Consider the following 9773-nt stretch of genomic DNA (forward strand, 5'->3'; position numbering starts at 1 on the left):
ATACTCTAAATTTATTTGTTTAACTATTTAAATTCACAATGATTTTCATGGTCGTTTACCATACCAATTGCTTGCATGAATGCATAGCAAGTGGTGGGGCCTACAAATTTGAAGCCGTGTTTTTTTAAGGCTTTAGATAGGCTTTGACTCTGCACGGTTTGTGCGGGAGCAGCACGATAATCTGCGACATCATTATGTTGAACTGTATTATTAACAAATGACCATAACCACTGTACCGGATCAATCCCTTGCTCTTTAATACTTTGCCAAGCTTTGGCATTATCACGTATAGCAGTTAATTTTCCGATATGTCGAATGAGTCCAGCATCTTTTAATTTTTCTTGTAATTGTACTTCAGTCAATACAGCAATATCGGCTATAGCATGCTGAAAAAAATGTTGACGGTAGCAGTCACGTTTTTTGAGTACGGTAATCCAAGATAGGCCAGCTTGTTGTCCTTCAAGACACAACATTTCAAATAAGTGTGTTTCATCATGATTGGCTATTCCCCATTCATGATCATGGTAATGAATGTATAAAGGGTCTTCAGAGCACCAACCACAGCGTTGTTTTGTCATGTCCAGTGCTCCTGTGACAACTGAAACTTAAATTTTAAACTCAGTCCATTGATCACTTTTATTATCCCAATAGGACAGGATGGCTTGTCCTAAATCTGCAAATTGAATCCATACATCTTTGCCAGATTTGTCTGCGTAACCTGTGCTAATCAGCAGGGCTTCTTCAGTAATCTCCATGATCCAGCCCTGATGTGACTGACCATTAAGACTAATTTTTTGTTGATTGCCTGATTCTGCAAATTCCACCAGACGATTGATCAACGCTTCTGACATGTAAGATTCCTAAAAAATTAACGTAAATATGGATAAGGGTTTACCGCATTTCGACCCTTACCATTTAAGTAAATGCCATAATGTAAATGCGGTGCGGTATGGCGTGCGTTTCCAGTGTTACCCACATAACCAATCACATCGCCTTTTTTGACATAGTCGCCGACCTGTAAACCACGTTTGTGGCCATCAAGGTGCGCATAATAGTGCCATGAACCAGCAGGCCCCATAATCCATATCACTTTACCACCCAAATTGTTATTACGTAAGTCGGCAACTAAACCTTCTGTGGCACTCAATACTTTTGTTCCACGTGGAACTATAATATCAATGCCTTCATGGCTGCGACCTTGACTGCGTGCTGCACCCCAAGTGTCTTTAAGTTGACTACGTTTGACTTGATGAACGGGTACAGGAAGCTGATTAGCCAAGCGCATTTGTTGCAACTTTTTCACTTCCGCAGCAGGAAGGCTTGAAGAGGGTGCTTTTTTAGGTGCTGAGGTACAGGCAGAAAGTAGGGCTAAAAACAAACTGGTTACAGTGCCAATGACAAGGCGGCTAACAGACACTTTTTGAATCACAAATATCCCTATTCGTTATTTAAGTCGAGTCTGACTATGGCACAGATACGGCCGAGCTTTCTAGCGCAGAAATGAGTTTTTTCATTGCAGTGGGTATTCCTAACTGTGTTGCAGCAGTTGGACTTAACCACTGACCTTGTAGCTCAATTGAAATATGTTCTTTTTGATCATCGCTTGCTTTGAAACATAATGCTTCAAGTTGCCAAGTAAAATGGGTAAAGCTATGTGAAATCTCGACCCGTTGTGGCAACGCGGTTAAGCCTAAAGTTTGCGCTTGCTGTTGTAAGGCTGCAAGCTCATCAAAAATAGGTAAACACCATAAACCGCCCCATAAGCCACTGTCTGGACGTTGTAGCCAAAACCATTCATCTTGAGATTGGATTAATAAGACTTTTGCTGAACGAACAGGAACAGCTTTTTTCGGTTTTTTAAAAGGAAGGTCTGCTTCAATACCTTGTTGATGTGCTTTGCAATGCTGTTGCATTGGGCAATATAGGCATAGTGGTTTTTTGGGGGTACAGATGGTAGCTCCCAAGTCCATGATGGCTTGAGTATAGTCATGATTGCGTTCAACAGGGCAAAGCTCATCTGCTAATTTCCACATTTCACGTTCATACATCGGTTTAGATAAGTCATCTTCAATGGCAAAAAATCGTGACAGTACACGTTTCACATTACCATCCATAATCACGCCATATTGGCGTAAACCCAGTGACATTAAGGCACCACCAGTAGATGGCCCGATACCAGGAAGTTCTATCCATTCAGCTAAAGATTTTGGAAAATGTCCCTGCCGTGCAACAATTCCTGCTGCTTTATGTAAATTACGTGCACGTGCATAATAGCCAAGTCCAGCCCAATAGGGTGCGACATCATCCCAAGAAGCCATACCAAGGTCGTTTACAGTTGGAAAGCGTGTGATGAAACGGTCAAAATATTGTAAAACCGTTTTGACTTGGGTTTGCTGCAACATAATTTCCGATACCCACACTTTGTACGGATCATCTGCAACTTGCCACGGTAAATCATGGCGACCATGGATATCAAACCATTCAAGCAGGGCATCTGAAAATTTAAACATGAAACAACATCGAAACTAAAATCTGAGCATAGTATACATGCTTTGAGTTGGTGCTTTAGCGTACATAGCTTGCTTAGACTACAAGATTTAGAGCATTTAAAAGGAGCCGAAGCTCCTTTTAAAAGTGGGTTATGGTTTAATTTTCAAAACCCCAACGTGAGTCAAGTGCTAGTTTTTGATTGTCATAGCGTGGAATGATGTGAATATGCACATGGGCTGTTTCCTCACCAAAAACATGACCATCATTGAAACCGATATGAAAGCCTGTAGGTTGATATTTTAAATTCAGCTCATTACGTGCCTGTTCAAGCAGCGACATCAGACTTTTACGTTCTTTGTCGGTCACATCAAAAAAAGAACTGACATGTCGAAAAGGAACGATGACACTATGACCCTTCGACAAGCTATGAGGCTCAGGAAGCACAACACCAAAATCATTTTTTGCAAGAACGTCATATTCGTCGAAGTTGCAATATGGGCAATTGAGTTCTGTCATCTTTATCTCCTCGTTTATTTTTTGAATTTGAAACTTTATTTCATCACTTTTTATTTATTAACCAGATACTGATTAAACTTTTAAAGTTCGATCTAGTAATGCATACATCGCATTTAAGCTTTGTTGCTCTGCTGCTGCGTTATAGCCTAAATCGACATTATTCGCTTTTGCACGTTCATCAGCCAAAGGGTTGCTAAATCCATGCTTGGCATCGGCATACACGATGACATTATGGTTCACACCCGCAGCATGCATTTCTTCACGGAAACTCGCCACATCATCCAGAGTTACCATAGAGTCGAGTTCACCATGTTGCACCAAAAGCTCGGCTTGGACTTGGCCAGTTTGAGCCGGTGTTGCTGTTGCCAAGGTCGCATGAAATGTGACCACAGCATCTAGTTCTGCTCCTGAACGTGCGAGGTCTAAGACCACTTTACCGCCAAAGCAAAAACCGATTGCTCCGAGTTTAGCTGCATTTACTTCAGATTGCTGTGCCAAAGTGGTTAAAGCGGCAGACGCACGGGTCACAATTGTGTTTGCATGATCAAAGGTTTGCATCATCCATTCATAAGCTTGTTTCGCATCTGTAGTAACTTTTTTGTCACCATACATGTCCAGTGCTAAAGCTGCATAGCCATGTTCAGCCAATTCACGAGCACGTTGTTCGGTATATTCATTACGTCCCCACCACTCAGGTGAAACCAATACACCTGCAACGGGTTCAGATGTTTCAGGCGTGGCAAAATAGCCAATCAGTTTTGTGCCATCTGCAGCAGTATATTCAATTTCGCGTGTTTTGATTTTGACGGTCATGTTTAAATCCCTGTAAGGCAATGGAACGTTTGAATGCTTAGAAATTAAAGCATAAATAACAAAAATGATTTATCTAAATCTATGATGTCAATGTGAAATTTTGATGATTGAAAATAAATAAAGTAGAAATTAAATAATTGAGCATTGGGCGTGATCAGTTGATCATTACGCCCAGTTTAAACATTTTTAGAATTTTATTTATTCACAACTTCGATGAGTTCAACATCAAAGATGAGTGTACTGTTTGGCTCAATGACATCACCTGAGCCAATTTGTCCATAAGCTAAATTCGCAGGAATAAAGAAGCGATATTTTGCTCCTTCTTTCATCAGTTGTAGGCCTTCAGTCCAACCTTGTATCACTTGGCTCACTTGGAACATAGCAGGTTGGTTACGTGCGATAGAACTATCAAATACCGTATTGTCCAAAAGACGACCTTCATAATGTACTTTGACCGTTGAATTGGCTTTTGGCGTTTTCCCTTTACCTTGTTGAATCACTTGATACTGTAAGCCAGATTTTGTGATTTGAATGCCGGGCTTTTTCGTATTTTCACTTAGGAAAGCATTGCCAATTTTTGCATTTGCATCAGCTTTTTGCTTCAACTCAATGAGTTGTTTTGCTTCAGCTTGCTTTTTATATTGGGTTAAGGCACGTGTCATTTCTTCATCGCTGAGCGACGACACTTGACCTTTGGATGCTGCTTTTAATCCTGAAACAAAAGCATCAATATCGAGATCTTTAATAGATTCGGCATTACTGCGACCCATTAAATAGCCAAAGCTATAACCGACTTGCTCTGCGGCGCTACTTTTATTATTAACATCTTTGGCAAAGGTGCTACTTGTGCACAGTGCAAAACACAATAAACCCAGTCCTAATTTCATGCTTTTATCTCAAAATAAAGCAGGAGAGTTGTTAGGCTCTCCTGCATAGTTTTATTATTTAACTTCGATGAGTTCTACATCAAAAATTAATGTGCTATTTGGTGGAATGGTTCCTGGAACACCTTGCGCACCGTAACCGAGATTAGCTGGAATATAAAGCGTTGCTTTACCGCCTTCTTTCATGAGCTGTAGACCTTCAGTCCAACCCGGAATTACTTGGTTCAGTGGGAATTCAATCGGTTCTCCACGCTCTACAGAGCTATCAAATATAGTACCGTCAACAAGCTTACCCGTGTAATGCACTTTTACTACAGAAGTTGCTTGAGGTTGTTTACCTGTACCTTCTTTCGTTGTCAGGTATTGCAAGCCAGACGCTGTAGTTTTAACACCTGCTTTTGCTTTGTTTTCATTTAAAAAGTTATCGCTTGAGCTTTGCGCTTGCTGATTACTTTGAAGTTGTTTTTTCTGCATTTCTTGCTGGAATTCAGTATATGCTTTTTGCAGTTCTTCTTCTGTATAAGCTGGTTTAGTACGAGCATGGCCAGCACGCACACCTGTTACAAAGCTATCAATATCCAACTCAGGTGGTGTTTGATGTGCGACTTCATAACCTAATGCATAGCTAATTTTTGCGACAGCTGAAGCATTTGCAGCAGGTTGAGTTGATGTTGCTGATTGCGTAGCAGGTGTCTTGGTTGCATAGTAAACAGGAACAAGTGCGGCACCGCCGAGTAGAACAGCGACAGCGATAGGTAGGGCCTTACTCATATATTTTCCCACAATTATTTTATATGTAAAAAGTTGCTGAAATTCTAGCAGACTTTTCCTAACATGCGATTGCTATGAAAGTTAGAGCAAACACTGTGTAGGAAAGTTCATCATAGTCATCTTCTAATTTTTATACTATAACAGCATGAATATATAAAACATTTTTTATACATAATCTTTAGGTGTTTGTTTATTACTTATATAAAAAAGCCAGTGTATAAACACTGGCTTTTTTTTAATAGCTGAAAGTCAGTCTTGATCTTTAGCTGCTTTATAACTATATGAATAGTTATAACCATAACCATAACCATAACCAGCAGAACTACGCTGGATATCGTTCAAGATAATACCATTAACTTTGACACCCACTTGTTCAAAGCGATTTACAGTGAGTTCAAGTTCTTTCATCTGGGTTTTTGCATAACGCGCGATGACAAGATTCACACCTGCAAATTGTGAAATGATGATACCGTCAGTTACAGCAAGTACAGGCGGGGTATCGATAATCACATGATCGAACTTGTCGGCAATTAAATCTAAGAACTCTTTGAACTTATTCGAGCTTAATAATTCAGAAGGGTTAGTTGGGCTTTTACCCCGAGTTACGACACTTAAATTTGGAATTTCTGTTGTTTTAACAATACTGTCAATGCCACTTTGCCCATTTAAAAACTCTGCAAGACCAGGTTGATTGTCTTGATTGAAGTATTTATTTAAGCAACCACGACGCATATCGGCATCAACAATCAGTACGCGCTTATCACTCTGCGCCAAAATAGTCGCTAAGTTTGTTGAAACAAAAGATTTACCCACTTCAGGTGCTGGACCTGAAATCATGATCAAATTATTTTTTGCAGACGATAAAGCAAAGTGAATTGCAGTACGCATACTACGTAAACTTTCAATCGCAATGTCATCACTGTGTTTAACAGCAAGTACAGGAATTGTTTTCTTCTTCTTCAACAGTTTAATGAGGCTTTCTTGAACTGGAGAACGCGGTACCGTTGCATAGACAGGTAGATCAAGGTTGTTTTCGATTTCTGAAGAATCTTTGATTCCTGAGCGCAGCATGTTACGAACAAGTGCAATTAATACACCAATAAAACCGCCTACAAATAACGATAAAATCAGAATAATTAATTTTTTAGGCTTGATGGGCTCAATTGGCTCTACAGCAGTATCGACAATACGGACATTGCCAATTTCACCAGCTTTGGCAATACGAAGCTGTTGGTAAGAGTTCAATAATGCAGTATAAAGTTGTTGTTTTACTTCAACTTCACGGTATAGCTGTAAATAACGACGCTGTAAATCTGGAAGCTTTTTCAAAGTTGTATTGAGTTCACCAATTTTGCTATTGATTGCACCAAGTTGTGCATTCATTTGCTGCATCACAGGATGTTCACTAGTGTACTTTGCAGAAGCTTCAGCAACTTTTTGCTCTAATTCAGCTTTTTGAGTTTCAAGGGTGATGCTTTGAGTTAAATATAGCTCAGATTCTTTGGTCACATCGACGGTATTAAACTCTTGACGGAATTTGTTAAATTCACGTTCTGCGACATCAAGCTGTTGTTTTAGTTCAGGGAGTTGTTCGTCAAGGAATTTTAATGTTTGTGCACTTTCAGCAGAACGTCTTTCAATATTTTGATGACTATATGCTGCAAGGATGGCATTCAAAACTTGAGTAATATGTTCTTTATCTTGACCTTGGTAATTCAGACCAAGCACGCCCGTCATTTTACCTTTTTCAGCAACCGAATAGTTTGCCAAAATGCTGTCCACAGCAGCTGGTAAAGATTGCTTTTGAATTAAATAGTCATCTTTGAATTGATCTTTGCTATAAACTGAGATTTCCCAAAGACCTTCTGCTGTTCGCAAAGAACTTTTTTGGTTCAATGGTGCTGTTAATATTTTTTGGTCAGTGTCTAGATCAATTAAAGAAAGTTTATTTTCTTGAAACTGTAGGCCAATATCCTTGTCACGATATTGTGTAGGGATATCAAATTGACGAATTTCAAAACTTTTTTCATTATCTTTGAAAACGACTGATTTATTTTTATATTCTGTGACATATTCATGCGGGGAAAATAAGCGATCAGTGAAAGAGTTTTCTGTACCGGAAATTTTTAGGTCGAGATGTAAACTTTGAATGACATTACCAAGAACTAAACGTGATTTAAGAATCTCAATTTCTGCTTGGGCAGGCTGCTTTTGATCAATCATGCCTGATAGATCACCTAAGAGTGCAGCAGAAGTCCCTTTACTCTCTTCCACTTGTACTAAAGCATTGACTGAATAAGTATCCGGTGTTGCTCTTAAATAAAGTAAAGCACAAACAAGACTTAAAATTACACATAGAGCAATTAACTTCCACTGTGCAATCAGAGAGAAAAATAATTCTTTTAAATCAATTGTATCTTCTGTATTGGTATTTTGGCTCATAATCGTACATCAAAAGTTAAATTTGTTTAGTCCAATCTGCAACGCAAGATTGGATCAGTTCTGAGGTCTGGTCAAAAAAAGCCTGATCATGCTGGTATGGGTCAGGCACATTTTTACCTTGCCAATGACCTAAACGAAAAGTCTTTCCTTTTGCAAATGGCCATGTCTGTTCAATATGCTTTTGTTGATTTGAACTCATGACCAAAATTAAATCTGATTTTTTGATCAGTTCAGCATTTAATTTTTGGGCAATATGTCCACTCATATCGATGCCAATTTTTTGCATACAGTATTGAGCTTTTTCATCTGCTGCATGCCCAATCATACCTGAGATTCCAGCTGAATAAATATTCAGGTCGGGATGATCTTTTTTTAGGAGATACTCAGCCATTGGACTACGGCAAATATTACCCACACAAACGACGAGGATATTCTTAAAATGCATTATTGACCCATTCTATCAAAGTTATAAATTATATTTGAGAATGGAATCACCTGATTGATTACACGTTGCCAACGTGCCAACCCAGATGCATCGATATAGACGATATCATTACTACGCATTTTAAATTGATTGGCCAAACCGAAGTCACCAATACTGGTTAAATCTAAATGGTAAATTTCAGTCATCGGGCTGTTCATATCGCTACGCACTACGTAGATTTTACCTCGACTTGCTGAAAGTGAGTTAATACCTAGACTTTCACCTAGGACATCACTGAGGCTCATGCCTTGTTCACGCATTGGTAAAGATTGGTTTTTACCAGACTCTCCCATCACATAAATTTTTTGGTTTTCACGTGAGTTGACATAAATTGTGTCATTCGGTTTGATGAGTAAGTTGTGTAAAGAATATCCAGCTTTTTCAAGTTCAATACTATTGAGTGCATAACTTTGACCATTTCTAACCAAAGTTAATGAAGCATTGTCACCGAATTGACTATTTACACCACCGGCAAGGCCAAGTGCAGTGTAGATGCTTGTAGGCTGATCGGTAAGGTTAAACTGACCGCCTTTCATTACATTACCTTGCACTGAATAACGTTGGCCTTGGTAGGAAAGCACACGAACGATCACATCAGGTGTTTTTAAGTAACGTGCTAATTGGTTACGTAATTCTTGATTGACTTGATTGAGTGATTTACCTGCTGCTTTATAACGACCAATGATTGGGAATTGAATGTAGCCATTTTGATCAATCTGATAACCATTTGACTTAATGGCTTCTTGGTTGCTAATTGTATTTGTAGGTGGTGTTATTTCTGGATATGCCCATAAATAAATAGATAAAATATCACCTGAACTTAACCGATAATTTTTTTGTTGCTGATTAAAAAGGTGTGCAAAATTTTGTTGATTTACTTGGGCGGGTTGAACAGCTAATAAATTTTCTTGAGTTAGTTTAATAACATTGACTGTCGAGCCTAAATCAGTCTGAAATGTACCTTCTTTAGGAAGGTCATAGGTTTGTAAGCCTGAAGTAATGGCACAACCCGTCATACTTAGACTCAAAGCTAACATACAGCTATAACGATAGTAACTCACTCGAATACAAATCCTATTTATAAAATTTTTGAATCATTAAAATGCGGGTTTAAATACCCAAATTACTCATTTTAGGATGTTAAGTTTATACTATTCACCTTGTAGAATATAGCTTTACATTTGTTTTAAATCGTAAGTTTAATCAAGACTTGCATGTATGAACATCTTTTTAAAGATCTTGTTATTATAGGACTTACGCACTATTATTTATAGATTCTCTGTGGTAGCAGATGATTTTTATCGAGAATAAAGTCATCAATGAAGTTTTTGATAACTGGTCTAAATAATTTCTTCTGCCAACGATATACATTT

General features: G+C 38.6%; 11 protein-coding genes and 1 pseudogene. All 12 read right to left on the reverse strand.

Going from position 1 to position 9773, the window contains the following annotated elements; genetic code table 11:
• Positions 1-23: 23 nt before the first annotated feature.
• Positions 24-578: a DNA-3-methyladenine glycosylase I gene (locus FTV09_RS11765; RefSeq protein ID WP_180058415.1), complete on the reverse strand. Its 555-nt coding sequence runs from the start codon at positions 576-578 to the stop codon at positions 24-26.
• A gap of 27 nt (positions 579-605) precedes the next feature.
• Positions 606-851 (reverse strand): hypothetical protein, encoded by a 246-nt coding sequence (locus tag FTV09_RS11770; RefSeq protein ID WP_180058416.1) that lies wholly within the window; start codon positions 849-851, stop codon positions 606-608.
• Between the two features lie 17 nt (positions 852-868).
• Complete coding sequence (locus FTV09_RS11775; RefSeq protein ID WP_288688097.1) at positions 869-1396, reverse strand: M23 family metallopeptidase; 528 nt, start codon at positions 1394-1396, stop codon at positions 869-871.
• A 67-nt stretch (positions 1397-1463) separates the two neighbouring features.
• Positions 1464-2510, reverse strand: coding sequence for an A/G-specific adenine glycosylase (mutY, locus tag FTV09_RS11780; protein WP_180058417.1), 1047 nt, complete (start codon positions 2508-2510; stop codon positions 1464-1466).
• Positions 2511-2646: 136 nt separating this feature from the next.
• On the reverse strand, positions 2647-3006 hold the full coding sequence (locus tag FTV09_RS11785) for an HIT family protein (protein ID WP_180008030.1): 360 nt from the start codon (positions 3004-3006) through the stop codon (positions 2647-2649).
• A gap of 72 nt (positions 3007-3078) precedes the next feature.
• Entirely contained in the window at positions 3079-3819 is a 741-nt protein-coding gene (locus FTV09_RS11790) for a dienelactone hydrolase family protein (RefSeq protein ID WP_180058418.1), read from the reverse strand.
• 194 nt (positions 3820-4013) lie between these two features.
• Complete coding sequence (locus FTV09_RS11795; RefSeq protein ID WP_180058419.1) at positions 4014-4706, reverse strand: FKBP-type peptidyl-prolyl cis-trans isomerase; 693 nt, start codon at positions 4704-4706, stop codon at positions 4014-4016.
• A 54-nt stretch (positions 4707-4760) separates the two neighbouring features.
• Entirely contained in the window at positions 4761-5474 is a 714-nt protein-coding gene (locus FTV09_RS11800) for an FKBP-type peptidyl-prolyl cis-trans isomerase (protein ID WP_180058420.1), read from the reverse strand.
• Between the two features lie 249 nt (positions 5475-5723).
• Positions 5724-7916 carry a polysaccharide biosynthesis tyrosine autokinase gene (locus FTV09_RS11805; RefSeq protein WP_180058421.1) on the reverse strand — a complete coding sequence of 731 codons (2193 nt, stop codon included), beginning with the start codon at positions 7914-7916 and terminating at the stop codon, positions 5724-5726.
• A 16-nt stretch (positions 7917-7932) separates the two neighbouring features.
• Positions 7933-8361, reverse strand: coding sequence for a low molecular weight protein-tyrosine-phosphatase (locus FTV09_RS11810; RefSeq protein ID WP_180058422.1), 429 nt, complete (start codon positions 8359-8361; stop codon positions 7933-7935).
• Positions 8361-9437 carry a polysaccharide biosynthesis/export family protein gene (locus FTV09_RS11815; RefSeq protein ID WP_180058425.1) on the reverse strand — a complete coding sequence of 359 codons (1077 nt, stop codon included), beginning with the start codon at positions 9435-9437 and terminating at the stop codon, positions 8361-8363. Before FTV09_RS11815 ends, FTV09_RS11810 begins: the two co-directional genes overlap by 1 nt.
• A 227-nt stretch (positions 9438-9664) precedes the next feature.
• A pseudogene (locus FTV09_RS11820) lies at positions 9665-9773 on the reverse strand (IS701 family transposase); the annotation flags it as partial.

Source organism: Acinetobacter sp. YH12227 (genome assembly GCF_013417785.1).
GTDB lineage: Bacteria > Pseudomonadota > Gammaproteobacteria > Pseudomonadales > Moraxellaceae > Acinetobacter > Acinetobacter gandensis.